Here is a 25,307-nt window from a genome sequence, read left to right as displayed (position 1 = left end):
AGGTGACTAGCGCCGAAACCAACGCCGGGTCCGCCCCGCGGATCTGGAACCTGCCCAACATCCTCACGATGCTGCGGATCGCGCTGGTGCCGTTTTTCGTCTGGTTCCTCCTCGCCGATGCCCCGGGCCTGGACGCGCAGAACGGCGCGTGGCGCTGGGCCGCCGTCGTCGTCTTCGCGGTGGCGATCTACACGGACAAGCTCGACGGCGACATCGCGCGCAGCCGCGGGCTAATCACCGACTTCGGCAAGATCGCGGACCCGATCGCGGACAAACTGCTGATCGGCTCGGCCCTGGTGATGCTTTCCCTGCTCGGCGAACTGCCCTGGTGGGTCACGGTCCTGATCCTCGTCCGCGAGTGGGGCGTCACGGCGCTGCGCTTCTTCGTGATCCGCTACGGCGTGATCCCGGCATCCCGCGGCGGCAAGCTCAAGACCGTCGTGCAGACCGCGGCGATCTTCCTGTACGTGATGCCGCTGGCCTCGATTGCGCCGTGGCTGGGATTCCTGGCCTTCGCGGTCATGATGGCCGCCCTGGCGATCACGGTCTGGACCGGCGCCGAATATGTCGTTGAAGCCCTCAAGCTGCGCGCCTGCGGCATCCGGGCCAAAAAGCAGCAGGTCCAGGAGGGGACGCCATGAGCAATCCGCAGCCAAACGCCCACCCGGGGCTGCACCCGAATCTGCACCGACTCGCCGAGCAGTCTGTGGCCCGCGCCATTGAGCGCGGGCTGACCGTGGCCACGGCTGAGTCGCTCACCGCCGGAATGGTGGCCGCCGTGCTGGCCGATACCCCCGGTGCGTCCGGCATGCTGCAGGGCGGTGTGGTCGCCTATGCGAACTCGGTCAAGGCCAGCATCCTGGGCGTGTCCCGCGAACTCCTCGACGCCGCCGGGTCGGTGGACGGTCAAGTTGCCGCGGCGATGGCCGCCGGTGCGCGCACCGCGTGCGGTACCGACGTCGCCGTGGCCACCACCGGGGTGGCGGGCCCGGAGGCGCACGACGGCAAGGATGTGGGAACCGTTTTCATCGGACTCGCCACGGCAGAAGGCGCGACGTCGTTCGCGTACCACTTCGAGGGGAGCCGCCAGGAGATCCGGGCTCTGGCGTGCGGCGCCGCCCTGGAGCGCCTGCTCGAAGCCCTATCGCCGGCAAGCTACCGCGGGTAAAGTTGCCGGGAACAAAAGTTGATTCCGAATAGTTGTTACATTGTGTCGCCCCCGAATAAGGGTGGCGCCTAGGATGAAATCATCACAACGTTCGCACTAAACCGCGAACAACACATACGAGGGAGCAAGGCGATACAGATGGTAAAGCAGCCCGTATCCGTAAACGGCGTTGTCCGCTGGAAGGATGTGGGCCTCGCCGATCAGGCAAAGAGCGAACAGAAGGAGCGCAAGATGGTTGTACTTCGTCACGAAATCGGTGATGTCCTGCGCGATGTCCGCCAACGCCAAGGCCGTACCCTCCGCGAAGTCTCGCACAGTGCCCGTGTATCCCTGGGCTACCTGAGTGAAGTGGAACGCGGCCAGAAGGAAGCCTCCTCGGAGCTGCTCTCCTCGATCTGCTCGGCCCTCGACGTCCCGTTGTCCAGCATGCTCCGCGAAGTCAGCGACCGCGTCGCCGTGGCCGAGGGCGTAGCGGTACCGGACACCGTGCCCCAGGAATTTGCGCAGCGCTACGGCCGTGACCTGGACCGTGAACTCAACACCGAGCTGAACGACGAGCTGGCCACAGGCCTGCTCTCCGGGGCCCGCTAGCCCCACTCCATTCGATCCAAAGGAAGGTCCCCGGCGGTGTGCCGGGGACCTTTTCCGTGTCCTGGAGCCATATGTTCTGGCCGGTGCTCCTTCGCCGGAGCGGCTTAGAGGCCTTCGTCGCGCGGGAAGCCGTCGCGTTCGTAGGTGGCGTTGAGCTTCGCCATGTAGCCGGCGAAGGCTTCCAGTTCCCCGGCCGGCCACTCTGCCAGCCGTTCGCGGAAGACCTCGCGGCGCGCATCCTGGACCAGGTGCATCTTCTCCTCGCCCTTGGCCGTCAGGCTGATGGCCTGGGCGCGGCCGTCCAGCGGGTCGGCTTCCTTTGATACCAGGCCGAGGCCTTCCAGGAAGGCGACCTGGCGGCTCACCGAGGGCTTGCCGACGCCGATGCAGGAGGCCAGTTCGGTCAGCCGGATGGGGCCCTTGGTCCGAAGGACCGACAGCAGCCCGTAGGCCGCAGGCTCCATCTCGGGATGGACTTGGCGGGAGAGCTGCTGCGACATGGAACGGGCACGCCGCCACAGCAGGCTCAACTGGCGCTCGACGGCGGCCAGCGCCTCCTCCGCGGCGGGTTCGCCGGTCCCGGAAATTGGCGCCGGATCCGGGGCGGCGTCGCTTGGGTTGCTCATAGCAACCATTCTAGGGTCCGCGCCCGTGAGAGACTTTATCGGTGAGAATCAGCGACTTCTGGCGGCTTATGGACGACGAGTTCGGGGCGGGATATTCCCGGGTCCTCAGCAGCTCCCTGGTGCTGGCGGGTGTGGGCGGACGCACCGCGGACCAGGCGCTGAGCGCGGGCGTACCGCCCAAACAGGTCTGGCTGGCGCTCTGCGATGTCCAGGATGTGCCCGCCGAACGGCGGCTCGGCCGCGACGTTAAGCCGCGCTGACCGGGCCCTCCCCGGCGCCGCGCCGGCACCGGTCCGGCACCGGTCCGGCACCGGACCGGCACCGGTCGTCGGGCATCGGACGACTGACACGCCGCTGCGATTGTTCGAATATCTGTTCGGGTCGGGCTATGCTTTTTTCAGAGCGTTATCCACATACGCGACGGCGGCGGCAACTTTGTCAGTGGCTGCCACTAGCGTCAGGGATGACATAACAACGGCCGCGACGGCCACTCTCCAGCGAGAAAGTATTAGAGGTGTGAATCATGGCCGCAGCCCCGGATCGCCAGAAGGCGCTCGACGCAGCGCTAGCCCAGATTGACAAGCAGTTCGGCAAGGGCTCCGTCATGCGCCTGGGCGACGAAGTCCGCGCACCCATCGAGGTCATCCCCACCGGCTCCATCGCACTGGACGTGGCCCTCGGAATTGGCGGCCTGCCCCGCGGCCGCGTCGTCGAGATTTACGGCCCTGAGTCCTCCGGTAAGACCACCGTCGCGCTGCACGCCGTGGCCAACGCCCAGCGCCAGGGCGGCATCGCCGCATTCATCGACGCCGAGCACGCCCTCGACCCGGAATACGCCGCCAAGCTCGGTGTGGACACCGACGCGCTGCTCGTCTCCCAGCCGGACACGGGTGAGCAGGCGCTTGAAATCATGGACATGCTGATCGGCTCCGGCTCGCTGGACGTGATCGTCATCGACTCCGTCGCCGCTCTGGTACCCCGCGCCGAAATCGAAGGCGACATGGGCGACAGCCACGTCGGCCTGCAGGCGCGGCTGATGAGCCAGGCGCTGCGTAAGATCACCGGCCGGTTGAGCCAGACCAAGACCACGGCAATCTTCATCAACCAGCTGCGCGAGAAGATTGGCGTGTTCTTCGGTTCCCCGGAAACCACCACCGGTGGTAAGGCGCTGAAGTTCTACGCCTCGATCCGCATCGACGTCCGCCGCATCCAGACCCTCAAGGAGGGCGCGGACTCTGTCGGCAACCGGACCAAGGCGAAGATCGTCAAGAACAAGATGGCTCCGCCCTTCAAGATCGCCGAATTCGACATCATCTACGGCCAGGGCATCTCCCGCGAGGGCGGCATCATCGATATGGGTGTCGAGCACGGCCTGATCAAGAAGTCCGGCTCGTGGTTCACCTACGACGGGGACCAGCTGGGCCAGGGCATGGAGAACTCCCGGCGATTCCTGCGGGACAACCCGGAACTCGCCGCCGAACTCGAGCGCCTGATCAAGGAAAAGCTCGGCGTCGGCGTCAAGGCCGCCGACCCGGAGGAATCACCGAAGCTGAAGGCCGTTGACGGCTTCTAACAGCCGGGCCTCCGCCGCACGACGCCGTAAGGGGTCAGGATTCTCTTCCCGGAATCCTGGCCCCGGCGTCGTTGACGGCCCCGGCGACCCGCACCGGACCGTGCAGCCGGCGCCCGAGCAGGATGCCGACGCTGATCCCGCCGCCGTGGCACGCGCCGTCGTGCTGCGGCAGCTGACCAACTCGCCCAAGAGCCGGCTGCAGCTTTCCCGCAAGCTGGCCGAGCGCAACATCCCGGACGACGTGGCCGAGGCCGTCCTTGACCGCTTCGAAGAGGTCCGCCTCATCGACGACGCCGAGTTCGCCGATATGTGGGTGCGGAGCAGGTCCCAGACGCGGAAGCTGGCCAAGGGCGCCCTGCGCCGGGAGCTGGCTGAGAAGGGCATCGACGAGGAGACCGCTGCCGGCGCCCTCGAACAGCTCAGTGACGAGGACGAGGAAACCGCGGCGCGGGAACTCGTGGAACGCAAGGTGCGGAACGCGAGGGGACTGGAAGACCGTGCCGAGCGGGACAAAACGGTGCGTCGGCTGGCCTCCATGCTCGCGCGAAAGGGCTACCAGCCGTCGCAGGCCTTCCGGATCGTGGGGGAGGTCCTGGACGCTGCCCTCGAAGAGCAGGACGGCGGCGCCTGAAGCGAGGTTCTTCGCGGCTTCGAAACGAGGCATCCGCGAATACGGCCACGCCGAACCGGTACCCTTAACAGGTGAGTTTGACCATTCCTTCCCCCGCCGCCGGCGGAGCCCCTTATCCGGATGAGACTGCCCCGGCCCGCACCTACCAGGTGCGGACCTTCGGCTGCCAGATGAACGTGCACGACTCCGAGCGGATGTCCGGAATGCTCGAAGCCGCCGGTTACGTCCGCTCCGAAGGCGAACTGGCCGACGTCGTCGTCTTCAACACCTGCGCGGTGCGGGAAAACGCCGACAACAAGCTCTACGGCAACCTCGGCATCCTCCGCCCGGTCAAGGAAGCCAACCCCGGCATGCAGATCGCCGTTGGCGGCTGCCTGGCGCAGAAGGACCGCGAAACCATCCTCAAGAAGGCGCCCTGGGTCGACGCCGTCTTCGGAACGCACAACGTCGGCGCCTTGCCGGCCCTGCTGGCCCGCGCACGCCACAATGACGAGGCGCAGCTGGAAATCCTGGAATCGCTCGACGTGTTCCCCTCGACGCTGCCCACCAAGCGTGACTCCGTCTATTCCGGCTGGGTCTCCATCTCGGTCGGCTGCAACAACACCTGCACCTTCTGCATCGTCCCCGCGCTGCGCGGCAAGGAAAAGGACCGCCGGCCCGGCGACATCCTCGCCGAAATCCAGGCCCTCGTCGACGACGGCGCCATCGAAGTCACACTGCTGGGCCAGAACGTGAACTCCTACGGCGTCGAGTTCGGCGACCGGCAGGCGTTCTCCAAGCTGCTGCGCGCCTGCGGCGAGATCTCCGGGCTGGAGCGCGTCCGGTTCACCAGCCCGCACCCGGCCGCCTTCACCGACGACGTCATCGACGCCATGGCCGAGACCCCCAATGTCATGCCGCAACTGCACATGCCGCTGCAGTCCGGCTCGGACAAGGTGCTCCGGGAGATGAAGCGGTCCTACCGTTCCACCAAGTTCCTCGGCATCCTGGACAAGGTCCGGGAGAAGATCCCGCATGCCGCCATCTCCACCGACATCATCGTCGGGTTCCCCGGTGAAACCGAGGAGGACTTCCAGGCCACGCTCGACGTCGTGGAGAAGTCCCGCTTCGCCACCGCCTTCACCTTCCAGTACTCCAAGCGGCCCGGCACGCCTGCCGCGGAACTCCCGGACCAGCTGCCCAAGGCCGTGGTCCAGGAACGCTTCGAACGGCTCACCGCCCTGCAGGACCGGATCGCCGCCGAGGAGAACGCCCGCCAGTTGGGCCGCCGCGTCGAGGTCATGGTGACTGCGCAGTCGGGCCGAAAGGCCGGGGAAACCCACCGCCTCTCCGGCCGCGCCCAGGACCAGCGCCTAGTGCACTTCTCCGTGCCGGACGGCGCCGAAGCACCCCGCCCCGGAGACCTCGTCACGGTGACAATCACCGAGGCCGCGGCGTTCCACCTCGTCGCCGACCCGGCCACTGCAGACGACTACAGCCTGCGCCGCTCACGCGCCGGCGACGCCTGGGACCGGTCCCAGGCCGATTCCTGCGGCGCTCCGGCCGCCGGCAGCGGCTCGGGAGGCACATCCGGCGTTTCGCTGGGCATGCCGAGCCTCCCGGTCCGCGGCCGCTAACCCCGTGCCCGCCCCCGCCCCTTACGACGGCCCCGACCCTGCCGGCGCCCCCGACGATTCCGCGGCACCGGGAAACTCCGGCGCCGCGGAACCGACACCGCCGGTCATCGCCGTCGTCGGGCCCACCGGCTCCGGAAAGTCGGATCTGGCTGTCTCGCTGGCACTGGCCCTCGACGGCGAGGTCGTCAACGCCGACGCCATGCAGTTCTACCGCGGCATGGACATCGGTACGGCCAAGATCACCGCCGCCGAACGCCGGGGAGTGCCGCACCACCTGCTGGACATCCTCGATGTGACCGAGGAGGCCAGTGTCTCGGACTTCCAGCAGCAGGCGAGGGCCGTGATTGCGGACATCCACGCCCGGGGCAAACGGGCCATCCTCGCCGGCGGCTCAGGCTTATACGTCCGCGCCGCCCTGGACGTGCTCGAATTCCCCGGAACCGACCCCGCCATCCGGCGCCGCCTGGAAGCGGAGGAAGCAGCGGCCGGCCTCGCGCCGCTGCGTACCCGGCTGGAACTCGTGGATCCGATCTCGGCCGGGCGGCTGGGTGATGCCCGCCGCGTCATCCGGGCACTGGAGGTCTTCGAACTGACCGGGCGGCCCTTCAGCTCCTTCATGCCCACGCGCGAGTACTTCCAGCCGGCCGTGCAGATCGGGCTCCAGGTGGACCGCGAACAGCTGCGGGCACGCCTAGCCGCCCGGGTCCACGCGATGGTGCAGCAGGGGCTGCTGGCGGAGGTCCGGCGCCTCGACGCCGAAGGGCTGCGCCGCGGCAAGACCGCCTCGCGGGCACTGGGCTACGCGCAGTTCCTGAAAGTCGTCGACGGCGCGGCGGACCAGGAGCAGGCCGCCGAAGAGACCATTGTCGCGACCCGGCAGTTCGCCCGGCGCCAGCTCACCTGGTTCCGCGCCGACCCCCGGATCAACTGGCTTGACTGGCAGGACCCCGGACTGCTGGCGAAGGCCGCTGCGCTCTCCCGCTGAAGATCTCCCGCTGAAGATCTCCCGCTGAAGCCACCGCCAAAGATCCATCGCTACGGATCCCGGCGCTGCGGCTTTTGACGGGGTGTCCGGTGTCACGGTTCCGTCCCGGCCTGGCCGGAACGGTAACCTTGGAGCATGGACGAAACCCTTGCCACGGCCGCTGACCACCATGCTGCTTCAGGCACTGCCGCGCTCGGCGGCCTGAAGTTCTCGAAGGGCCACGGAACCGGCAACGACTTCGTCCTGATCGCGGACCCCAACGGTGCCCTCTCCGTCACCCCGGAGCAGGTCGCCGCCCTCTGCGACCGCCACCGCGGCATCGGTGGCGACGGACTCATCCGCGCCGTTCCCTCCCGGCTGCTCGCCGAAGGCCGGGAGCTGCTTGCCGACCACCCCGCGGCCGAATGGTTCATGGACTACCGCAACGGTGACGGCTCGCTGTCGGAAATGTGCGGCAACGGCGTCCGCGTCTTCGTCCACTTCCTCATCAACGAGGGACTGGTCGACCTGCCGGCCGGCGAGTCGCTCACCATCGGAACCCGCGGCGGTGTGAAGACCGTGGTCCGCACCGCGGCCGGCTACGCCGTGGACATGGGCCCCTGGGAGTTCATCTTCCCGGGAGAAGCAACCGCGCGGGCCATGGATTCGCTGGTCAGCGCCGACGGTCTGGAAGTCGCCAGGCCCGCGCTGTCCGTAAGCATGGGGAACCCGCACACCGTGGTCGCGCTGGCGGAACTCGCGGAACTCGACGCCACGGACCTCTTCAGGGCACCCCGCGTCGACCCGGTGCCGCCGCACGGGACCAACGTTGAGTTCGTCGTGCCGTCCGAGCCGCTCGTTCACGACGGTGTCGGGACCATCACCATGCGCGTGCACGAAAGGGGAGTGGGGGAGACCCTGTCCTGCGGGACCGGCGCCTGCGCCGCCGCCGTCGCGATCCGGCACTGGGCCGGCCAGGGCGCCCCGGACACCTGGAACGTTGCGGTTCCCGGCGGCGTCGTCGGCGTGAAATTCTTCCTCGCCGCGGACGGCCACGAGCACGTGGAGCTTAGCGGCCCGGCCGTGATCGTTGCTAGCGGGACGCTTTCCTGACCCGCAGGATCCGGAAGGATTTTGACGTGCTCTCGCGGGTGACGCTGAAGCTGCTGTCGAGCTCCGCCGTCAGCCAGCGCTGAAGCGAATCCGAACCAAGGTTCTTCTGGACCACCAGCCAGGCCGACCCGCCCGGGGCAAGGCGCGGCAGCCAAAGCAGCAGCAGGGCGTGGAGTTCGTCCTTGCCGATCCGGATGGGCGGGTTGGACCAGATCGTGTCGAAGCGCAGTTCCGGGTCGACGTCCCCGGGTGCGCTGGCCGTGACATTCTCCAGCCCCAGCAGGGCTGCATTTTCATTCGTCAGCGCCACGCAGCGCTCATTGACATCCACCGCATAAACCCGGGCATGGGGCGCCCTCAGGGCCATGGTCAGCGCGATCGGCCCCCAGCCGCAGCCGATGTCCAGCAGGTTTCCCTGCGGTGCCGGGGCCGGGACGTCGGCCAGCAGGACGGCGGTCCCTTTATCGATTCCATCCGGGCTGAAGATTCCCGAGGACGTCTGCAGTTGCCGCTGCTCGCCGGCAAGCTCCACGGTCAGTGGCTTGCGGGTGAACGGCCCGGCGGGCTGGGCGCTGAAATAGTGTGCAGACTCCATAACTGGCCAGATTAGTTGGCGGTCCGGCGGTATGGGAAACCGGCCCGGACACGCCAGCGACCGGCACAGCCCCGCCGCGCCGTGGCCACCGCACGGTCTGCTAATCTTAAAAACATGATCCTTAACTTCAAGTAACCGGCACGGGCCTTCGATTCGTTGTCGAATGTCCCGTCCCCGCAGCGACGCAGGTAGTTACCTTCCGCTCAGTGCGCCCCCTCCGTGATGCAAACATCACCCGCTGGCGCCAGACCACTTGGAGTCAAGCCTTGAAGCCAAAGGGCTTTAAACCAAAGCAGTGCCCGGCAGCAGTTGCCGCAGTGCTGAACGGACCGTTTCTCCCCGCCACACGGCGCCATCAGACGCCATTCCCCTCCCATATCCACCGCCCCGCTCCCTTGTTTAGCGCTTTGCCAGGGAGCCCCGCCCGGCCAGCGGCGCCGCAGCCGCCAGGCAACCCAGGAGGCACGGATGACCAATAGTCGTCAGCCCAGCGCGAATACCGCGCCACGAAACACCGAACAGCACTATTCTGAAGTTGTAGACCCTTCAAAGGAGACCATGACCAGTCAGCCCAACACCGGACCCGATTCAGCCGCCCAGGACATGAGCCCTGCGGAAATCCAGGCTGTCATCGACCGGATCCTCTCCAAAGACGCCCCCGCCCCGAAGACCGGAAACAGCGCCGACGCCGGGCACCCCGGCGAGTCCAGGGCGGTGTTCGGCAAGGCCCAGGCGATTTCGCGGCTGGATGAGGAACACAGCAGCTACGACGGCGACCAACAGGACCTCGAGGAGCGCCACGCGCTGCGCCGAACCGCAGGCCTGTCGACGGAACTCGAAGATGTCACCGAAGTCGAGTACCGGCAGCTGCGCCTCGAGCGCGTTGTGCTTGCCGGGCTATGGACAGAAGGCACCCTCGCCGATGCCGAGAACTCCCTGCGCGAACTGGCAGCCCTCGCGGAAACGGCCGGTTCCGAGGTGCTCGACGGGCTCGTCCAGCGCCGCGCCAAGCCCGACCCTGGCACCTTCCTGGGCTCCGGCAAGGCCCAGGAGCTCAAGGACATCGTGATGTCCACCGGCGCCGACACGGTGGTGGTCGACGCCGAACTCGCCCCCTCCCAGCGCCGCAGCCTGGAAGACATCGTCAAGGTCAAAGTCATCGACCGCACGGCCCTGATCCTGGACATCTTCGCCCAGCACGCCAAGAGCCGCGAGGGCAAGGCCCAGGTGGAACTGGCGCAGCTCGAATACCTGCTCCCGCGCCTGCGCGGCTGGGGTGAGTCGATGTCCCGCCAGGCCGGTGGCCAGGTGGGCGGCGCCGGAGCCGGCATGGGTTCGCGCGGCCCCGGTGAAACCAAGATCGAGCTGGACCGCCGCCGGATCCGCACCCGGATGGCCAAGCTGCGGCGCGAAATCGCCGCGATGAAGCCGGCCCGGGAAACGAAGCGGGCCAACCGGCGTCGTAATGCCGTGCCGTCGGTGGCGATCGCCGGCTACACCAACGCCGGTAAGTCCTCGCTGCTGAACCGCCTGACCGACGCCGGCGTCCTGGTGGAGAACGCCCTGTTCGCCACCCTGGACCCGACGGTCCGCAAGGCCGAAACCTCGGACGGCCTGGGGTACACCCTCGCCGACACCGTGGGCTTTGTCCGCTCGCTGCCGACCCAGCTGGTGGAGGCCTTCCGCTCCACCCTGGAGGAGGTCGCCGACTCGGACCTGATCCTGCACGTCGTCGACGTCTCCCACCCAGATCCGGAGGGCCAGATTGCGGCCGTCCGCAAGGTGTTCAGCGAAGTCGACGCCCGCAAGGTGCCGGAAATCATCGTCCTGAACAAGGCCGACGCCGCCGACCCGTTCGTGATCGAACGGCTCAAGCAGCGCGAGCCGCGCCACGTTGTGGTCTCGGCCCGCACCGGGGAAGGCATCCCGGAGCTGCTCAAGGCCATCAGCGAGGGCATTCCGCGGCCCAGCGTCAAGATGGAACTGATGATCCCGTACAACCGCGGGGACCTGCTCAGCAAGCTGCACGAGACCGACGCCGAGATCATCAGCCTCGACCACGAGGAGACCGGCACCCGAGCCGTGGTGATGGTGCGCGAGGGGCTCGCGGCCGAACTGGATTCCTTCGTCAGCAATGACTGAACCAGCGGAGGCTGAAGGGGCGGCCGCGCCGTCCCAAAGCGGCCCGTCCGGCAGCAGCCCGTCCGAAAGCGGCCCGGCTAAAGACAAGGTTAAAAGCGGCCCGTCCGGCGAGCAGTTCGTGGTTGAACTGCTCGACCGGGCGGTCGCCGGCATGGGCGGCCAGAGCCGCGACGGCCAGCACGAAATGGCACGGCAGGTGGCGCGAGCGATCGAGACCGGCGACCACCTGCTGGTCCAGGCCGGCACCGGCACCGGCAAATCCCTGGCCTACCTGATTCCGCTGATCGCCCACTCGCTGGTCAGCGACAAGCCCACCCTTGTCTCCACCGCCACCCTGGCACTTCAGACCCAGATTGTCGGCAGGGACCTGCCCCGGCTGCTCAAGACCATCACCCCGGCCCTGGAGCGGCCGGTGAAGGTCGCACTGGTCAAGGGCCGGTCCAACTATGTCTGCCGCCATAAGCTCGAAGGCGGCTTCCCCTCCGAGGAACCGTCCGAGGGCCAACTGTTCTCCCTCGGCGAGGACACCTCGGTGCCGCACTTCGCAGCCGCGATGGGCGGCCCGTCCTCGCAACTCGGCAAGGAAGTGGTCCGGCTCCGCGAATGGGCCGAGGACACCCAGACCGGGGACCGCGACGAGCTCATGCCGGGCGTGACCGACCGTGCCTGGCGGCAGGTCTCCGTTACCTCCATGGAGTGCCTGGGCGCGCAGAAGTGCCCGCTCGCCGCCGAATGCTTCAGCGAACTCGCCCGCCAGAACGCAGCCGACGCCGATGTGGTGGTTACCAACCACGCCATGCTGGCCGTCAGCGCCTTCGAGGGCCTGGCCGTGCTGCCCGAATACGACGTCGTGGTGGTGGACGAGGCGCACGAACTGCAGGACCGGGTCACGGGCGCCGTGTCCGGCCAGCTCTCCGTGGCCATGGTCCACGCCGCCGCCTCCGGCGCCCGCAAGCACACCGGGATCACGGTGGATGCGCTCAACAACGCCGCGTCCAACCTTGAACTCGCCATCGAGGGCGTTCCCAGCGGCCTGATGCCGAACGGACTGAACAGCGAACAGCTCGACTGCGTGGACCAGCTGCGCGACGCCTGCCGCGCCGCGCTCTCCGACTCAAAGGGGGACAGCGCCAACACGGCCGACGGCGGCCGGCAGCTTGCGCGGTCCCGGCTGATGGTGATCCTGGAACTGTGCGAACGGCTCCTGGCCGCCAAGGAGAACCGCGAAGTGGTCTGGTTCTCCCGCAACAGCAGCTTCGACCCGCAACAGGGCTACTCGCAGCCCGATGACTCCGCGCCGGCCCTGATCAACATCGCCCCGCTCAGCGTCGCCGGTCGGCTCCGCGAGGGACTGTTCGCCGACCATACAGTCGTCCTGACATCGGCAACCCTGGCGATCGGTTCGGCTTTCGAGCCGGCGGCCGGAGGGCTCGGCCTAGTGGGCCCGGGCGCACCCAGCTGGACGGGCGTCGACGTCGGTTCGCCCTTCGAATATCCGAAGCAAGGCATCCTCTACGTTGCCAAGCACCTGCCCAAGCCCGGCCGGGGAACATCCCCGGAAGCCCTCGATGAGCTCGAGAAGCTGATCCGTGCCTCCGGCGGCGGCGCCCTGTGTCTCTTCTCTTCCCGGCGCGCCGCCGAGGAGGCGGCCGAAGCGATGCGTCCCCGGCTGGGCCTGAGCATTCTCTGCCAAGGCGAGTCGACCATGACCGCGCTCGTGAAGCAGTTCGCCGACGAGCCCGACACCTGTCTCTTTGGCACCATGTCGCTCTGGCAGGGCGTCGACGTGCCCGGGAACTCCTGCCGCCTGGTAGTGATCGACAGGATCCCGTTCCCGCGGCCAGACGATCCATTGATGACCGCCCGCTCCCGGGCTGTGGCCCAGTCCGGCGGCAACGGCTTCATGAGCGTCTCGGCGACCCACGCGGCCATCCGCCTCGCCCAGGGCGCCGGCCGGCTGATCCGTTCGACGTCGGACAAGGGCGTGGTGGCGGTCCTCGATTCCAGGCTGTCCACCGAACGGTACGGAGCGTTCCTGCGGGCCGCCCTGCCCCCCTTCTGGCCCACTACCGACACCTCGGTGGCCTTGGCCGCCCTGGAACGCCTCGCCAAGGAGAGCCCCGCCAAGCAGCCCGCCACGTAACCGGTGAAGCGGCCCGCCACGCAGGCTGCCGCCGGCCGTGGCCGGGCCGGGGGTATGTGGGCCGGCGCTTGCGTTCCCGCCCGCTTTTTCCGCGCCCGGGACCGGCACTGCCGGGTCACCGCGGCACCGCGCGGGCGGGCGCGCCGTCAGTGTGCCAAGAACCGGGCGGGAGCGCAGAAGGCCCCGTCCGGAACTGCGGACGGGGCCTTCGAGCTGCCGGGAGATGGGCCGGCCGGAGTGGTGTGGCAGGGGACTACAGGGAGCGCAGCACCGAGACGACCTTGCCCATAATGACGGCATGGTCGCCGAGGATCGGCTCGTACTGGGTGTTCTGCGGGAGCAGCCAGGTGTGGCCGTCCCGCTGGCGGAACGTCTTGACCGTTGCCTCGTCATCGAGCAGGGCGGCCACGATGTCCCCGTTGACGGCATCGTTCTGACGCCGGACGACGACCCAGTCGCCGTCGCAGATGGCGGCGTCGATCATCGAATCGCCTGCCACCCGGAGCATAAACAGTTCGCCGTGGCCCACCAGTTGGCGCGGCAGGGGCATCACGTCCTCCACCACCTGGTCGGCCAGGATCGGCCCGCCGGCGGCGATACGGCCCACGAACGGCACCATGGCCGTGTCCGTGGCGCTGGCAAGCTCCGAGACGGCGAGGCCGCCGACAGCCCGCAGGCCGCTGGACTTCTCCACGCCGGAAATCCTGGTCGTGCCTTCATCCAGTGTCAGCGGCATGAGGACTTCCATGGCGCGCGGCCGCTTGGGGTCCCGCCGCAGGTAGCCGAGCTTTTCCAGTTGCGAGAGCTGGTGGGTGACGCTGGAGAGGCTGGCGAGCCCGACCGTGTCGCCGATCTCGCGCATCGAGGGCGGGTAACCGTTGTCCGTCACGGAACGCTGGATGGTCTCCAGGATCTTTTTCTGCCGGACGGTCAGGCTTTTCGGCGCCCGGCCGGTTTGGGGGCTGCGCTGGGAAGCCCTCCCGCCGGCGGCTTGTGCTGCCATGTTCGCCATGCCTTTCCATTCCGCCCGGCCGCTGTGGCTACCGGGACCTGCCGAGCTGAAAATGTCAGACCCCGCTGATCAACTGATGTTCATCAACACAAGTGGTTGTCCTGTGATTCAAAAGTAGGCCAGCCAACAAGGTTTTTCAAACATTTGTTCTAGCGAGTCTCGACAATGTTCGTTCATAAGTGCTAAAACAGGAACAGCAAAGTTCGAATATGTGTTCGAAGCTTTACCCGTAGTCCGGTCCGCTGGTTTCGGTTCTGTGTTCGAAGTATCGGGTTCGAGGGTTCGCATTCAAGGGTTTTGCGTTTGAAGGTTAGGCCGGTTGGCGGCAGGTACGAGGAGTACGCCGGGCGGCACAGGTATTTCCAGTGGCACAGATAAGTCCAGGAGGGCTCAGCTCATGTCAGCAGTAAGCGCTATTTCCGGTTCGCTGGTTTCCATCCCCATGGAGGCCGCACCCGCGGCACCAGCCCGGCAGGCTCGGCTGCGGCTGACCCGCCGCGGCCGGTTCGTCTTCTTCGGGCTGCCGCTGGTTCTGTTGGCCGTGCTCGTCCTGTCACTGTCCGGATTCCTGAATGCTCCGGCCAAGGCCGCCGACTCGGCCGCGGAGCTCTCGCTCACCCCGACGGTCACCGTCACGGTCCAGCCGGGGGAGTCCCTCTGGGCCATCGCCGGTGCCGTCGCCCCGGAGCGCGACCCCCGTGACGTGGTCGCCGACATCGTTCAGCTCAACAACCTCGGAGCCGCCCGCGTCCTCCCCGGCCAGCAGCTCTACGTACCCTCCAAGTAAGCCCTACCCGGGCGAGTGGCGCGCCGGGCCATCGGTGCCGCCGGGCGGCCATTCGCGGTCACAGTTTCGGGGCGGGGCCGGGTCTCACTTAAACTGGGCAAGTGACTGACCAGCTAGAGCGCCTCAACCGACTGCCCCTCCGGACCAATCTGCGGGGACTGCGCCCCTACGGTGCGCCCCAACTGGATGTCCCCATCCTGCTGAACGTCAACGAAAACACCCACGGAGTCCCGGCGGACGTCCGCGCCGCCATCGCCGAAGCCGTGACGGAGGCCGCTGCGGGACTGAACCGGTACCCGGACCGCGAGTTCACCGAACTGCGGGAAGCCCTCGCCGAGTATCTCGGCCACGGACTGGATGCCACCAACATCTGGGCAGCAAATGGCTCGAACGAAGTACTGCAGCAAATCCTCCAGGCCTTCGGTGGCCCGGGACGCACCGCGCTCGGCTTCCCTCCCACTTACTCGATGTACCCGCTGCTCGCCGCTGGCACAGACACCGAATACATCGTCGGTGTACGCGCCGAGGACTACGGTCTGAGCGCCGAATCGGCGGCCCGCCAGGTCAGGGAGCTGAAGCCCAACGTCGTCTTCCTCTGTTCGCCGAACAACCCCACCGGTACAGGCCTGGGGCTTGACGTGGTCGAGGCGGTCTACGAGGCCGGAGAAGCAAGCCAGACCATCGTCATCGTCGACGAGGCCTACCACGAGTTCGCCCACGACGGGACGCCCAGCGCCCTGGCGCTGCTGCCCGGCCGGGAGCGGCTGATCGTCTCACGCACCATGAGCAAGGCCTTCGCCCTGGCCGGCGCCCGGCTCGGCTACATGGCGGCGGCGCCGGAGGTGACGGATGCCCTGCGGCTGATCCGGCTGCCGTATCACCTCTCCGCCATCACCCAGGCGACGGCGCTGGCCGCCCTGCACCACCGCGTCGCGCTGATGGCCGACGTCGAGGACATCAAGCGCCAGCGGGACCGGATCGTGACGGAGCTGACCCGGATGGGCCTCAAGCCGGCCGCTTCGGATTCGAACTACGTTTTCTTCGGCGGCCTCGAGAACCCGCACGAGACCTGGCAGGGTCTGCTCGACGCCGGCGTCCTCATCCGCGACGTCGGCATTCCCGGCCACCTCCGCGTGACCGCCGGAACTGAGACGGAAACCACAGCGTTTCTGGAAGCCCTGGAACGGATCCTGACCGGCCACGAAGTACAGTCCGCCTAGACTTAAGCCAGGACCCACGCACACCGCCCCGTTCGCCGGGCGCCCGCCACATCCAAAGGACACCCACATGAGCAACACCGGATCAGCCGCTGCCCGGACCGCACGCATGGAGCGGACCACCAGCGAATCGTCCGTCCTGGTCGAGATCAACCTGGACGGCACCGGCGTCTCGGACATCAGCACCTCGGTACCGTTCTACGACCACATGCTGACCGCGCTGAGCAAGCACTCGCTGATCGACATGACGGTCAAGGCCACGGGCGACACCCACATCGACGTCCACCACACCGTGGAAGACGTCGCCATCACCTTCGGCGAGGTCCTCCGCACGGCGCTGGGCAATAAGGCCGGCATCCGCCGCTTCGGCGAGGCCACGGTCCCGCTGGATGAGGCGCTCGCGCAGGCCGTCGTCGACGTGTCCGGCCGGCCCTACCTGGTACACGCCGGCGAACCGGCCGGCCAGGAATACCACCTGATCGGCGGACACTTCACCGGGTCCTTGACCCGGCACGTCTTCGAAGCCATCACCCTGCACGCCGGGATCTGCCTGCACATGAATGTCACTGCCGGCCGGGACCCGCACCACATCGTCGAGGCCCAGTTCAAGGCCTTCGCCCGTGCGCTCCGGGCCGCCGTGGAGCCGGATCCCCGCGTCGAGGGCATTCCCTCCACCAAGGGCGCACTGTGACCGGCAAGGTGCTCCGGGACGGCGCCATCATCGACCCCGACGCCGCGAGGAAGCCGGCTTCGCCGGAGGGCAAGCCCACCGTCACCGTGCTCGACTACGGTTCCGGCAACGTCCGCTCGGCCGTCCGCGCCCTGGAACGCGCCGGAGCCGAGGTCATCCTCAGCTCCAAGCCCGAAGACGTGCTCAACGCCGACGGGCTCGTTGTCCCCGGCGTCGGTGCCTTCGAAACCGTCATGAACGAGCTCAAGGCCGTTGACGCCGTACGCATGATCGGCCGCCGCGTCGCCGGCGGCAGGCCCGTGCTCGCGATCTGCGTCGGGCTGCAGGTCCTGTTCGAAGCCGGCGTGGAACACGGCACCGTCGCCGAAGGCATGGGGGAGTGGCCCGGCAAGGTCGAGCTCCTCCCGGCCGAGGTCGTGCCGCACATGGGCTGGAACACGGTCACCGTGCCGGAGGGCTCCCGGCTCTTCGCCGGCGTCGAGAACGAGCGCTTCTACTTCGTGCACTCCTACGGCGTCCAGCACTGGGACTTCGACGTGATCCAGCCGCGCATGGCGGCCCCGCTCGTCACCTGGTCCGAGCACGGCGCCCCGTTCATCGCGGCGGTGGAAAACGGCCCGTTGTGCGCCACCCAGTTCCACCCGGAGAAGTCCGGCGACGCCGGTGCGCGCCTGCTGCGCAACTGGGTCGACAGCCTGCGTGGCGGCGCCAAAGCCCGCACCGGCCAGGCCGGCACCCCGGAACAGACCGCCTAGATGTGGTCCCTAGTCCTGATGGGCCTCGCCGGCCTGCTGGTCGGCGGCGCCTTGTCCTTCCGCCAGCAGAAAAGCCCGCTGTGGGTCCAGATCGTCTTCTACTTCCTGGCCGGGATGTCGCTGCTGGCCGCCTGGCTCTTGACCTTGCCGGGAAACTGACCCCAGCCGGAAACTGGCCCCAGCCGGAAAACTGACCGGCCCGCAAGCACGCTCCCTATCCCGACCTGCCGCCCCAACACCGTGAGGACCCTACGATGACCACCGAAACCCCGCTGCCGGTACTCGAGCTGCTCCCCGCCGTCGACGTCGTCAACGGCCAGGCCGTGCGCCTGGTCCAGGGCGAAGCCGGCAGCGAAACCAGCTACGGCACGCCGCTGGAAGCCGCGCTCAACTGGCAGGAACAGGGCGCCGAATGGGTCCACCTCGTTGACCTCGACGCCGCCTTCGGCCGAGGCTCCAACGCCGAACTGCTGCGCGAAGTCGTGGGCCGGCTGGACATCAAGGTCGAGCTCTCCGGCGGCCTGCGCGACGACGAGTCCCTGGAAAAGGCCCTGGAGCTCGGCGTCGCCCGGGTAAACCTGGGCACCGCGGCGCTGGAGAATCCCGAGTGGACGCAGCGGGTGATCGAGCGCTTCGGCGACAAGATCGCCGTCGGCCTCGACGTCCGCGGCACCACCCTCGCCGGCCGCGGCTGGACCAAGGAAGGCGGCGACCTCTGGGAGGTCCTCGGCCGCCTCGAAGAGGCCGGCTGCGCCCGCTACGTCGTCACCGACGTCACCAAGGACGGCACCTTGCAGGGACCCAACGTGGAGCTGCTGCGCCAAATGGTGGAGAAGACCGGCAAACCCGTCGTGGCTTCCGGCGGCATCTCCAGCCTCGAAGACCTCAAGGTCCTGCGCTCCCTCGTGCCGCTCGGCGTCGAGGGCGCCATCGTCGGCAAGGCCCTCTACAACGGGAACTTCACGCTGCCCGAGGCCCTCGACGTCGCCGGCCGCCGCTAGGCACGTCCCAGCCATGGAGCACAGCACCCAGCCCGCCGGGCGGCCGTTGCCCGGGCATATCGCTGCCGCCCTCGCCGGTGCCGGCGGAGCGACGGACTCGGCCGGGCAGCCCTGGGCGGGCCGCAGCCTCAGCGGTGACGACGCCAGGATCCACAACTTCGAGGACGACGACGGCGCCGCCGACGCCGGCTACCTCGCGGCGCTGGCCGCGCTGGCCGCCGGCCAGGGCGACGAGGCATCGGTAGTGGCATCCCTGGCGACCGCACGTGTCTTCGTGCCGATCCTCGCCCGGCTCGCCGAAGAAGGCGAGGCTGTGATCGGCCAGGAAGGCAAGGAACAGCACGGCGGGGAACTGCACGGGGACAAGCAGGCGGATATGGCCCTGGTGACCCTCAAGGCGCCCGACGGCCGGACCGCGCTGCCGGTGTTCACCTCGGCCGAAGCGCTGGCCGCGTGGCACCCCGAGGCCCGGCCCGTGGCGGTGTACGCGGCACGTGCCGCGCTCTCCGCCGTTGCCGAGGACGCCGAACTGCTGGTGCTGGACCCCGGCTCCGCCGCCACCTTCGTGGTGCGCCGCCCGGCCGTGTGGGCGCTGGCCCGGCAGCACGCCTGGACGCCGAGCTACAGCGATCCGGCGGTGGCGGAGGCGGTCGAAGCGGCCGCGGCCGGTGTTCCGGCGCTCCGGCGCGTGGAAATTCATCCCGGCGGTGGCGTTGCGTCGGCGCAGGCCGGCGGCAGGCAGCTTCCCGGCGGTGGCGCCGGTCCGGAGCTGCGCGTTGTGCTGTACCTTGAAGACGGACTCGACGCCGCCGCGGTGCAGTCCATCGTGGCCGGCCTCAACGAAGCCTGGGCCCGGAATGAAACGTTTGCTGAACGGGTTGACTCGATCGAAATCAAGTTGCAGCGCGCAGCTCAATAGCCGACGGCCAGTTCGGAGACATCCCGGGGCTGCCGCAGGCAGTACTCAAAGGAATGCAGTTTCGTGAATTTCGCGCTTTACCGGGACCTGCTTGCCGTGAGGCCCATCAGGAACCTCCTGCTGGTCGGCATGGTCGCCCGCATCCCGCACTCCGCCGCAGGCGTGCTGTTGACCCTTCACATCGTCCTCACCCTGGGCCAGGGCTATGCCGCGGCCGGGGCGGCAGCCGCTGTCATGACGATCGGCATCGCCGTCGGCGCCCCGTGGCGCGGCCGCCGCGTGGATACCGTGGGTCTGCGGAGGGCGCTGATCCCGTCTGTCGTCTCCGAAACCGTCATCTGGTCGATCGTGCCGCACGTCAGCTATCAGCTGCTGCTGCCACTGGTCTTCGTGGGCGGCCTGCTGACGCTGCCGATCTTCAGCGTCGTGCGCCAGTCGCTGGGCATCCTGGCCAGCGGCGAGCAGCGGCGGACAGCTTTCGCCCTGGACGCGATCAGCACCGAACTGGTCTTCATGATCGGCCCCGCCGCAGGTGCCCTCGTCGCCACCGCGGGTTTCTCCGTGTTGGGCCTGACCGTGGTGGGGGTCGCCACTTCCCTGTCCGGCCTGTTCCTGATGTGGATCAACCCGCCCACCCGCAGTGCCGCGCCCGGCGTCGAACCGGATCCGGCCTTCGAAGCGGGCCAGCAGGAGGGTGCGGAGACGGCCCTCGTCGCCGCGGCACCCCATATCCAGGAGGCTGCAGCGGAACTGGCGCCGCTGGCCGGCGCGGAACAGCGGCGGCAGAGCAGGCCCGGCTTGCGGCACAAGGTCATCCACAACTTCGCCTGGTTCACGGCCGCCGTCGCGGCGGTCTTCGCCGTCGCAGCCGGGGCGGGCATGGTGCTGAGCGGCACCGACGTCGGCATTGTCGCCGCCCTGCAGACGGGTGGCCATCAGGCCGAAATCGGCATCGTGTTCCTGTTCTGGTGCGCGGCATCGGTGCTGGGCGGCCTGGTCTACGGCGCCATGCACCGGCCCGTCTCACCGGTCCTGCTGCTGCTGGGCATGTCCGCACTGACTCTTCCGATGGCGTTCGCCCAGGACACCTGGACGCTCGCACTGCTCTCGCTGCTGCCGGGCCTGCTGTGCGCACCGGTGCTGTCTGCCGCGTCCGAGAAGGTGGCGGAACTGGTTGAGGAGGGCCGCCGAGGCGAGGCGATGGGCTGGTATGGCTCCGCCCTTACCGGCGGGGTGGCACTCGGCGCCCCGCTGGCCGGGCTCTTCATCGACGGCGTGGGCCCGGGCGCGGGCTTCGTCTCGGTGGGGCTGGCCGGCGTCGTGCTGTGCCTCGTGGGCCTGGTGCTGCAGCACCGCCGCCGGCGGCGGCTGGCCGCAGCCTGACCTGCCGCAACCCTGATAACGGAGGGTTAACGACGACGGCGGCGGGCGGACCGATGTGGTCCGCCCGCCGCCGTGGTCGTTGCCCGTTGGCCGTGGATGCCCGGCAGGTGCCGGCAAACGGGGCCCTGTTGGCGGGCCCTGGTTGACTGGGCCTAGTTGACCGGTCCGGTGTACTTCTCGCCCGGACCCTTGCCCGGGGCGTCCGGAATGGCGGATTCCTCGCGGAAGGCCAGCTGCAGGGACCGCAGGCCGTCGCGCAACGGGCCGGCATGCTGGGAGCCGATCTCGGGGGCCGCGGCGGTGACCAGCCCGGCGAGGGCGGTGATCAGTTTGCGCGCCTCATCCAGGTCCTTGAGCTCCTCGGCGTTCTCCTCGGCGGCCAGGCCGAGCTTCACCGCGGCGGCACTCATCAGGTGCACGGCGGCGGTGGTAATGACTTCGATCGCGGGGACCTCGGAGATGTCGCGGATCTGCTGGGAAACATCGGCCTGGGCATCGGCCGGCTGGTAAACGTGTGAATTACTGTCTGGAGTGCTCATGCTGGTAAGCTTGTCACAGACCAACTGAATGTCGTTATTTCTGCAGAAGTCCACAAACGGAACAGAGACCCGGCGGCGCCACGTGCGTTGAGCCGGTATCTTTCTGTAGAATTGGTTTTCAGTTTGCAAGCGGAGTTCTCTCCCACCCGCGTCAGCCGCGAGTATTCCCTAGGAATCAAGGTTGCCGGGTACCTGGTCGGGCATTTTCTCCGGGCATTTAGCCTGGCGGGTATGCATGCCTCCTCCTCGCGGGGACGGCAGTACCGATCTTTGAGGCCTTCGATTGCTCCGGCAATTGGAGGCCTTCTTCATTTGCCGGCGGAGTACCCCTCACGAACACAGGAGCTTTAACATTAGCGAGCCAAGAATCAATGAGCGTATCCGCGTCCCCGAGGTGCGGCTGGTCGGCCCTGCAGGCGAACAAGTAGGCGTCGTCCGTATTGAGGATGCCCTGCGTTTGGCTGCCGAGTCCGATCTTGATCTCGTTGAAGTTGCACCGCAGGCCAAGCCTCCGGTGTGCAAGCTGATGGACTTCGGCAAGTACAAGTACGAAGCCGCCGTCAAGGCACGCGAAGCCCGGAAGAACCAGACCAACACGGTCCTGAAGGAAATCCGCTTCCGCCTGAAGATCGACACCCACGACTACGAGACGAAGCGCGGCCACGCGCTCCGCTTCCTCGGCGCCGGTGACAAGGTCAAGGCCATGATCCAGTTCCGCGGCCGTGAGCAGCAGCGCCCCGAGATGGGCATCCGCCTGCTCCAGCGCTTCGCTGACGACGTCGCCGAAGTGGGCGTCGTGGAGTCAAGCCCGCGCATCGACGGCCGCAACATGGTCATGGTTGTCGGACCGCTGAAGAACAAGGCAGAAGCCAAGGCAGAGGCCCGCCGTGCAACGCAGCGCGCAGAAGCCAAGGCCGAGAACGAAGCCAAGTCTTCGGGCGGAGGCCGCGTTGACACGTCCGCCCCCGAGGCACCCCTGACGCAGTCGCTTGCCGACCTGCTGCCGGAGGGCTACCAGGTCCGGACTGAGGCGCCCAAGGCTGAGGAAGCCGCGACGGAGGCTCCGGCAACGGAAGCCCCCGCCGCTGAGGCGCCCAAGGCTGAGGAAGCCGCGACGGAGGCTCCGGCGACGGAAGCCCCCGCCCAGGAAGAGCCGAAGCAGGAGGCACCCAAGGCCCCCAAGGCGGCTGCTCCGAAGCAGGCAGCTCCGAAGGCCGCCGCGAAGCCCGCAGTGACCAAGGCGCCGGCCGCTCCCAAGGCTGCAGCACCGAAGGCACCTGCGGCACCGGCAACGCCGGCGGCCGAGAAGCCTGCGCCGAAGCCGGCTGCGGCACCGAAGCCGGTCGCCCGGCCCGCGGCTCCGAAGCCTGCGGCACGGCCGGCGGCTCCCAAGGCCGCCCCGAAGCCGGGCAGCAAGAAGACCAACTAGTTCACGGCTGCCGGACAGCAATGTCCGGCAGCAAGCAACCAGCACGCCGCCCGCAGGGGCGGCTGCACGAAAGACTGCAGACCCCGTCTGCGGATACGTAAGGAGATCGGTTCCCATGCCGAAGATGAAGACCCACAGCGGTGCTAAGAAGCGCTTCAAGCTGACCGGTAGCGGCAAGCTGCGCCGCCAGCAGGCCAACCGCCGCCACTACCTCGAGCACAAGTCCTCCAGGCTGACCCGCCGCCTCGCCGGCGACAAGATCGTCTTCAAGGGCGACGCCAAGGTCATCCGGAAGATGCTCGGCATCTAAGTTCCAAGTTCTCGGATCGATTGCCACCTGGCAGCGGTCCACTACCAAAAAGGCTTCTCAGGCCAGCCGGGTTTTCCGGCAGTAGATGCTTGGGATCAGAATTCTGAAGGAGTACGCACGTGGCACGTGTGAAGAGGGCGGTCAACGCCCACAAGAAGCGCCGGGTTATCCTCGAACGCGCAAAGGGCTACCGTGGACAGCGTTCACGCCTGTACCGCAAGGCCAAAGAGCAGCTGCTGCACTCGTTTGTGTACAGCTACGGCGACCGCAAGAAGAAGAAGGGCGACTTCCGCCGCCTGTGGATCCAGCGCATCAACGCTGCTTCCCGCGCCAACGGCCTGACCTACAACCGTCTGATCCAGGGCCTCAAGGCCGCTGAGGTCGAGGTTGACCGCCGTATGCTGGCCGAGCTGGCCGTCTCCGACGCCAACGCCTTCGCCGCGCTGGTCAAGGTCGCCAAGGACTCGCTGCCTGCCGACACGTCCGCTCCGGCCGTCCAGGTCGAGGCTGCTGCGGCCCCGAAGGCTGCGAAGAAGCCTGCCGCGAAGAAGCCTGCTGCCAAGAAGGCTGACGCCGAGGCCGCAAAGTAGTTCCTCCCGCCGTCGAAAGACAGCGTCGTTCAAGAACTGCTCGCGAGAGCAACTAAGGTTCTTATATGAACGAAACCGGGCGCCCGCAAGACTTTCCACTTTCCAACCCTCGAGCCGATCGAGTGAGGAAGGTGGCACAGCTTGCCGGGCGCCCGGCCCGTTTAAAGCGCAGCGAGTTCCTGGCGGAGGGGCCGCAGGCCGTCCGGGAAGCCCTGGTCCTGCACCAGAAGAGGGTTGCCGCGGGGGAGCCCGGCATCGTCTACGAGGTCTACGCGAGTGAGGCCTGCCTGGACCGGCACCCGGACCTGGAGGCACTCGCGGAGGGCACCAGCGCGTACCTGGCCACCGACGAAGTGCTGGCCGCGATGGCGGACACGGTCACCCCGCAGGGCATCCTCGCGGTCTGCGGGTTCCTGGACGTCGGCCTCGATCAGGTGCTGGACGCGGACCCGCAACTGGTCGCGGTCCTGTGCCAGGTGCGCGACCCCGGCAACGCCGGAACCGTGCTCCGGGCCGCCGACGCCGCCGGGGCGGACGCCGTCATCCTGACTGCCTCCAGCGTTGATATCTACAACCCCAAAGCTGTGCGCTCTACGGCCGGATCCCTGTTCCACCTGCCCGTGGTGCTCGGCGCCGATGTAGAGGAACTGGTGGCACGCTGCAAGGAACGCGGCATCGGTGTCCTCGCGGCGGACGGCCAGGGCCAGCTGAATCTGGACCGGCTCCAGGACGAGAACGCGGCCCGGCGGCTCGGCGCGTCCGCGGCCGAATCAGAGTACGCCCTGGAACAGCCAACCGCCTGGCTGTTCGGCAACGAGGCCCAGGGGCTCTCCGAAGAGGAACTCGCCCTCGCAGACCACCGTGTCGCCGTACCGGTCTACGGAGCGGCGGAAAGCCTCAACTTGGGCACCGCGGCAACGGTCTGCCTTTACGCCAGCGCCCGGTCGCAGCAGCGCACGGCTTAGCCGGCAACACCTATAGAAGAACCAACGACGGCGGGGGCCCACCAATTGGTGAGCCCCCGCCGTCGTGCCTTCACCGCTGCGGCATTGCTGCCGGGCGGTGGCGTGAGAGATTTACGTGGTCCGGTTTCGCCCGGTGATGGCGCCGTAGATGCCTGCTACGACGAGGCCGCCGACTATGGCCAGGATCCAGGAACCCAGGTTCCAGAATTCCATCTTGCCGCCGCCGAACAGCAGGTCGCCGATCCAGCCGCCGACAACGGCCCCGACGACGCCGAGCACGAGGCTGGTGACCCAGCCGCCGCCGACCCTGCCAGGCATGATTGCCTTAACGATTGCACCTACAATGAGTCCGAGAATGATCCAGCCTAGAAAGCCCATGTCTCCTCCTACATATTCGTCGGCATTCACCTTAGGAATCCCGATTATGGCTTCAAGCTAACACAGGCGTGATCGCGTGTCAGCAACATCACACTCAATCGTTACGTACCGCAAACCGGCCCCGCCGCGGTGCGGTGGCGGGCCCTAAACGGGTACGGTGTTCCTTGCG

28 protein-coding genes are annotated in these 25,307 nt (G+C 67.8%); 23 read left to right on the top strand and 5 right to left on the bottom strand.

Annotated features, from left to right (window positions below):
- Positions 1-2: 2 nt before the first annotated feature.
- From pgsA to AC1DBD_RS13600, 3 genes are all read left to right on the top strand, one after another.
- Positions 3-641, top strand: coding sequence for a CDP-diacylglycerol--glycerol-3-phosphate 3-phosphatidyltransferase (gene pgsA / locus AC1DBD_RS13610; protein WP_476982322.1), 639 nt, complete (start codon positions 3-5; stop codon positions 639-641).
- The gene (locus AC1DBD_RS13605; RefSeq protein ID WP_476982321.1) at positions 638-1,168 is read left to right on the top strand and encodes a CinA family protein; all 531 of its coding nucleotides are present in this window, start codon (positions 638-640) and stop codon (positions 1,166-1,168) included. Before pgsA ends, AC1DBD_RS13605 begins: the two co-directional genes overlap by 4 nt.
- Before the next feature lie 138 nt (positions 1,169-1,306).
- Entirely contained in the window at positions 1,307-1,759 is a 453-nt protein-coding gene (locus tag AC1DBD_RS13600; RefSeq protein WP_138769747.1) for a helix-turn-helix domain-containing protein, read from the top strand.
- 104 nt (positions 1,760-1,863) lie between these two features.
- On the opposite strand, the gene AC1DBD_RS13595 is transcribed toward AC1DBD_RS13600, so the two are convergent.
- Positions 1,864-2,385 carry a MarR family winged helix-turn-helix transcriptional regulator gene (locus AC1DBD_RS13595; protein WP_441419401.1) on the bottom strand — a complete coding sequence of 174 codons (522 nt, stop codon included), beginning with the start codon at positions 2,383-2,385 and terminating at the stop codon, positions 1,864-1,866.
- 41 nt (positions 2,386-2,426) lie between these two features.
- On the opposite strand from AC1DBD_RS13595, the gene AC1DBD_RS13590 reads away from it, so the two are divergent.
- From AC1DBD_RS13590 to dapF, 6 genes are all read left to right on the top strand, one after another.
- On the top strand, positions 2,427-2,645 hold the full coding sequence (locus AC1DBD_RS13590) for a DUF3046 domain-containing protein (RefSeq protein ID WP_056740635.1): 219 nt from the start codon (positions 2,427-2,429) through the stop codon (positions 2,643-2,645).
- Between the two features lie 263 nt (positions 2,646-2,908).
- Entirely contained in the window at positions 2,909-3,958 is a 1,050-nt protein-coding gene (gene recA / locus AC1DBD_RS13585) for a recombinase RecA (protein WP_138769744.1), read from the top strand.
- A gap of 145 nt (positions 3,959-4,103) precedes the next feature.
- On the top strand, positions 4,104-4,589 hold the full coding sequence (locus tag AC1DBD_RS13580) for a regulatory protein RecX (RefSeq protein ID WP_476893624.1): 486 nt from the start codon (positions 4,104-4,106) through the stop codon (positions 4,587-4,589).
- A 71-nt stretch (positions 4,590-4,660) separates the two neighbouring features.
- Positions 4,661-6,205, top strand: a complete 1,545-nt coding sequence (gene miaB, locus AC1DBD_RS13575; protein ID WP_476982320.1) for a tRNA (N6-isopentenyl adenosine(37)-C2)-methylthiotransferase MiaB — start codon at positions 4,661-4,663, stop codon at positions 6,203-6,205.
- Between the two features lie 106 nt (positions 6,206-6,311).
- Positions 6,312-7,190: a tRNA (adenosine(37)-N6)-dimethylallyltransferase MiaA gene (gene miaA, locus AC1DBD_RS13570; protein WP_476909773.1), complete on the top strand. Its 879-nt coding sequence runs from the start codon at positions 6,312-6,314 to the stop codon at positions 7,188-7,190.
- A 135-nt stretch (positions 7,191-7,325) separates the two neighbouring features.
- Positions 7,326-8,282, top strand: a complete 957-nt coding sequence (gene dapF, locus AC1DBD_RS13565) for a diaminopimelate epimerase (RefSeq protein ID WP_441419403.1) — start codon at positions 7,326-7,328, stop codon at positions 8,280-8,282.
- On the opposite strand, the gene AC1DBD_RS13560 is transcribed toward dapF, so the two are convergent.
- A complete protein-coding gene (locus AC1DBD_RS13560; RefSeq protein WP_441419404.1) occupies positions 8,263-8,877 on the bottom strand; it encodes a class I SAM-dependent methyltransferase in 615 nt (204 codons plus the stop codon). The two genes, dapF and AC1DBD_RS13560, sit on opposite strands and share 20 nt — an antisense overlap.
- Before the next feature lie 558 nt (positions 8,878-9,435).
- Here AC1DBD_RS13560 and hflX point away from each other — a divergent pair.
- Both hflX and AC1DBD_RS13550 read left to right on the top strand, forming a co-directional pair.
- A complete protein-coding gene (hflX, locus tag AC1DBD_RS13555; protein ID WP_476982319.1) occupies positions 9,436-11,019 on the top strand; it encodes a GTPase HflX in 1,584 nt (527 codons plus the stop codon).
- A complete protein-coding gene (locus tag AC1DBD_RS13550) occupies positions 11,012-13,162 on the top strand; it encodes an ATP-dependent DNA helicase (RefSeq protein ID WP_476982318.1) in 2,151 nt (716 codons plus the stop codon). The genes hflX and AC1DBD_RS13550 overlap by 8 nt, the downstream gene beginning before the upstream one ends.
- 253 nt (positions 13,163-13,415) lie before the next feature.
- Here AC1DBD_RS13550 and lexA read toward each other — a convergent pair whose 3' ends face one another.
- On the bottom strand, positions 13,416-14,165 hold the full coding sequence (gene lexA, locus AC1DBD_RS13545) for a transcriptional repressor LexA (protein WP_175323240.1): 750 nt from the start codon (positions 14,163-14,165) through the stop codon (positions 13,416-13,418).
- Positions 14,166-14,616: 451 nt separating this feature from the next.
- Between lexA and AC1DBD_RS13540 the strand changes: the two genes are divergently transcribed.
- The 8 genes from AC1DBD_RS13540 (at position 14,617) to AC1DBD_RS13505 (ending at position 20,927) form a co-directional block, all read left to right on the top strand.
- Positions 14,617-14,961: a LysM peptidoglycan-binding domain-containing protein gene (locus tag AC1DBD_RS13540; RefSeq protein WP_441419453.1), complete on the top strand. Its 345-nt coding sequence runs from the start codon at positions 14,617-14,619 to the stop codon at positions 14,959-14,961.
- A gap of 101 nt (positions 14,962-15,062) precedes the next feature.
- Entirely contained in the window at positions 15,063-16,181 is a 1,119-nt protein-coding gene (locus tag AC1DBD_RS13535; protein ID WP_476982317.1) for a histidinol-phosphate transaminase, read from the top strand.
- 67 nt (positions 16,182-16,248) lie between these two features.
- Positions 16,249-16,869, top strand: coding sequence for an imidazoleglycerol-phosphate dehydratase HisB (gene hisB, locus AC1DBD_RS13530; RefSeq protein ID WP_175323243.1), 621 nt, complete (start codon positions 16,249-16,251; stop codon positions 16,867-16,869).
- Complete coding sequence (gene hisH / locus AC1DBD_RS13525; protein WP_441419408.1) at positions 16,866-17,624, top strand: imidazole glycerol phosphate synthase subunit HisH; 759 nt, start codon at positions 16,866-16,868, stop codon at positions 17,622-17,624. The genes hisB and hisH overlap by 4 nt, the downstream gene beginning before the upstream one ends.
- Positions 17,625-17,783 (top strand): hypothetical protein, encoded by a 159-nt coding sequence (locus tag AC1DBD_RS13520; RefSeq protein ID WP_441419409.1) that lies wholly within the window; start codon positions 17,625-17,627, stop codon positions 17,781-17,783. It abuts the gene before it with no gap.
- Positions 17,784-17,878: 95 nt separating this feature from the next.
- Positions 17,879-18,625 (top strand): bifunctional 1-(5-phosphoribosyl)-5-((5-phosphoribosylamino)methylideneamino)imidazole-4-carboxamide isomerase/phosphoribosylanthranilate isomerase PriA, encoded by a 747-nt coding sequence (priA, locus tag AC1DBD_RS13515; protein ID WP_441419410.1) that lies wholly within the window; start codon positions 17,879-17,881, stop codon positions 18,623-18,625.
- A gap of 13 nt (positions 18,626-18,638) precedes the next feature.
- Complete coding sequence (locus AC1DBD_RS13510; protein ID WP_476982316.1) at positions 18,639-19,544, top strand: SseB family protein; 906 nt, start codon at positions 18,639-18,641, stop codon at positions 19,542-19,544.
- A gap of 63 nt (positions 19,545-19,607) precedes the next feature.
- On the top strand, positions 19,608-20,927 hold the full coding sequence (locus tag AC1DBD_RS13505; protein WP_476982315.1) for an MFS transporter: 1,320 nt from the start codon (positions 19,608-19,610) through the stop codon (positions 20,925-20,927).
- A 152-nt stretch (positions 20,928-21,079) separates the two neighbouring features.
- On the opposite strand, the gene AC1DBD_RS13500 is transcribed toward AC1DBD_RS13505, so the two are convergent.
- Entirely contained in the window at positions 21,080-21,466 is a 387-nt protein-coding gene (locus AC1DBD_RS13500; protein WP_476893583.1) for a DUF1844 domain-containing protein, read from the bottom strand.
- Positions 21,467-21,860: 394 nt separating this feature from the next.
- Here AC1DBD_RS13500 and infC point away from each other — a divergent pair, with 394 nt between their 5' ends.
- The 4 genes from infC to AC1DBD_RS13480 all read left to right on the top strand — a co-directional run bounded on the left by infC (position 21,861) and on the right by AC1DBD_RS13480 (position 24,760).
- The gene (gene infC, locus AC1DBD_RS13495; RefSeq protein WP_441419414.1) at positions 21,861-22,895 is read left to right on the top strand and encodes a translation initiation factor IF-3; all 1,035 of its coding nucleotides are present in this window, start codon (positions 21,861-21,863) and stop codon (positions 22,893-22,895) included.
- 115 nt (positions 22,896-23,010) lie between these two features.
- Positions 23,011-23,205 (top strand): 50S ribosomal protein L35, encoded by a 195-nt coding sequence (gene rpmI, locus AC1DBD_RS13490; RefSeq protein WP_009358635.1) that lies wholly within the window; start codon positions 23,011-23,013, stop codon positions 23,203-23,205.
- Positions 23,206-23,324: 119 nt separating this feature from the next.
- Positions 23,325-23,795, top strand: a complete 471-nt coding sequence (gene rplT / locus AC1DBD_RS13485; protein WP_175323251.1) for a 50S ribosomal protein L20 — start codon at positions 23,325-23,327, stop codon at positions 23,793-23,795.
- A gap of 65 nt (positions 23,796-23,860) precedes the next feature.
- On the top strand, positions 23,861-24,760 hold the full coding sequence (locus AC1DBD_RS13480) for a TrmH family RNA methyltransferase (protein ID WP_441419415.1): 900 nt from the start codon (positions 23,861-23,863) through the stop codon (positions 24,758-24,760).
- Positions 24,761-24,871: 111 nt separating this feature from the next.
- Here the strand turns inward: AC1DBD_RS13480 and AC1DBD_RS13475 are convergent, their stop codons facing one another.
- On the bottom strand, positions 24,872-25,138 hold the full coding sequence (locus tag AC1DBD_RS13475) for a GlsB/YeaQ/YmgE family stress response membrane protein (RefSeq protein ID WP_441419416.1): 267 nt from the start codon (positions 25,136-25,138) through the stop codon (positions 24,872-24,874).
- Positions 25,139-25,307: the final 169 nt, after the last annotated feature.

It is taken from the genome of Arthrobacter sp. 10T419 (assembly GCF_056394105.1).
The sequence above is the reverse complement of the archived record's forward strand: the minus strand, read 5'-3'. Positions and strand labels throughout refer to the sequence as shown.

Bases quoted from the DNA above. Each gene is read 5' to 3' on its own strand.
- AC1DBD_RS13560 (WP_441419404.1), bottom strand. From the start codon at position 8,877: ATGGAGTCTGCACACTATTTCAGCGCCCAGCCCGCCGGGCCGTTCACC.
- AC1DBD_RS13550 (WP_476982318.1), top strand. From the start codon at position 11,012: ATGACTGAACCAGCGGAGGCTGAAGGGGCGGCCGCGCCGTCCCAAAGC.
- recA (WP_138769744.1), top strand. From the start codon at position 2,909: ATGGCCGCAGCCCCGGATCGCCAGAAGGCGCTCGACGCAGCGCTAGCC.
- AC1DBD_RS13520 (WP_441419409.1), top strand. From the start codon at position 17,625: ATGTGGTCCCTAGTCCTGATGGGCCTCGCCGGCCTGCTGGTCGGCGGC.
- AC1DBD_RS13475 (WP_441419416.1), bottom strand. From the start codon at position 25,138: ATGGGCTTTCTAGGCTGGATCATTCTCGGACTCATTGTAGGTGCAATC.
- AC1DBD_RS13605 (WP_476982321.1), top strand. From the start codon at position 638: ATGAGCAATCCGCAGCCAAACGCCCACCCGGGGCTGCACCCGAATCTG.
- priA (WP_441419410.1), top strand. From the start codon at position 17,879: ATGACCACCGAAACCCCGCTGCCGGTACTCGAGCTGCTCCCCGCCGTC.
- AC1DBD_RS13595 (WP_441419401.1), bottom strand. From the start codon at position 2,385: ATGAGCAACCCAAGCGACGCCGCCCCGGATCCGGCGCCAATTTCCGGG.
- AC1DBD_RS13540 (WP_441419453.1), top strand. From the start codon at position 14,617: ATGGAGGCCGCACCCGCGGCACCAGCCCGGCAGGCTCGGCTGCGGCTG.
- rpmI (WP_009358635.1), top strand. From the start codon at position 23,011: ATGCCGAAGATGAAGACCCACAGCGGTGCTAAGAAGCGCTTCAAGCTG.
- AC1DBD_RS13510 (WP_476982316.1), top strand. From the start codon at position 18,639: ATGGAGCACAGCACCCAGCCCGCCGGGCGGCCGTTGCCCGGGCATATC.
- AC1DBD_RS13480 (WP_441419415.1), top strand. From the start codon at position 23,861: ATGAACGAAACCGGGCGCCCGCAAGACTTTCCACTTTCCAACCCTCGA.
- hflX (WP_476982319.1), top strand. From the start codon at position 9,436: ATGACCAGTCAGCCCAACACCGGACCCGATTCAGCCGCCCAGGACATG.
- AC1DBD_RS13600 (WP_138769747.1), top strand. From the start codon at position 1,307: ATGGTAAAGCAGCCCGTATCCGTAAACGGCGTTGTCCGCTGGAAGGAT.
- hisB (WP_175323243.1), top strand. From the start codon at position 16,249: ATGAGCAACACCGGATCAGCCGCTGCCCGGACCGCACGCATGGAGCGG.
- lexA (WP_175323240.1), bottom strand. From the start codon at position 14,165: ATGGCAGCACAAGCCGCCGGCGGGAGGGCTTCCCAGCGCAGCCCCCAA.
- dapF (WP_441419403.1), top strand. From the start codon at position 7,326: ATGGACGAAACCCTTGCCACGGCCGCTGACCACCATGCTGCTTCAGGC.
- AC1DBD_RS13500 (WP_476893583.1), bottom strand. From the start codon at position 21,466: ATGAGCACTCCAGACAGTAATTCACACGTTTACCAGCCGGCCGATGCC.